This is a genomic window from Streptomyces millisiae (genome assembly GCF_031845425.1).
In the GTDB taxonomy this organism is placed as follows: domain Bacteria; phylum Actinomycetota; class Actinomycetes; order Streptomycetales; family Streptomycetaceae; genus Streptomyces; species Streptomyces millisiae.
Window position 1 is genome coordinate 1 of record NZ_JAVREM010000326.1, and the last position, 444, is coordinate 444.

A 444-nucleotide genomic window follows, 5' to 3' on the forward strand; every position below is an offset into this window, starting at 1 on the left:
GGGAGCCGCTTCGCGGCACGTCCAGTGCAGGGCGGCGCCGCCGCCGAACAGCAAGAGGAGCACGCCCGGCGCGGGTGCTCCTCTTGCTTGTGCGGTCGTGCAGTGCGGTCAGAACGCCTGCTGTTCGTGCGGCGGCGTGTCTGGTGAGCGGGTCATTTCGATGTAGCGGCCCTCTCGGGTGCGGCCGGAGTCGATGAGGACGCCTCGGGCGGCCAGGGTGGGCTGGAGGCGCTTGAGGCGGTCGGAGAGGACTTTGCCGGTGGTCGGCCAGCCTTTGGGCATGGGGCGGAACTCCTCGCCGGTGTAGAGCTGGCTGAGGCAGTGCAGCCACTCAGTGGAGGTCATCCGCTGCTGTGCGCCCGGTTCGAGGTCGGCGGCGTGCCTCAGGACGGTCTGTGCCAACAGGTCGCCCTCGATCACGTCGTCGTTGAGGTCGTCCAGGCT

Annotated in this window: 1 pseudogene; it reads right to left on the reverse strand. The window is 69.4% G+C overall.

From position 1 onward, the window contains the following. Nucleotides 1-108: 108 nt before the first annotated feature. Nucleotides 109-444: pseudogene (locus tag RNC47_RS36900) on the reverse strand (ATP-binding protein); the annotation flags it as partial.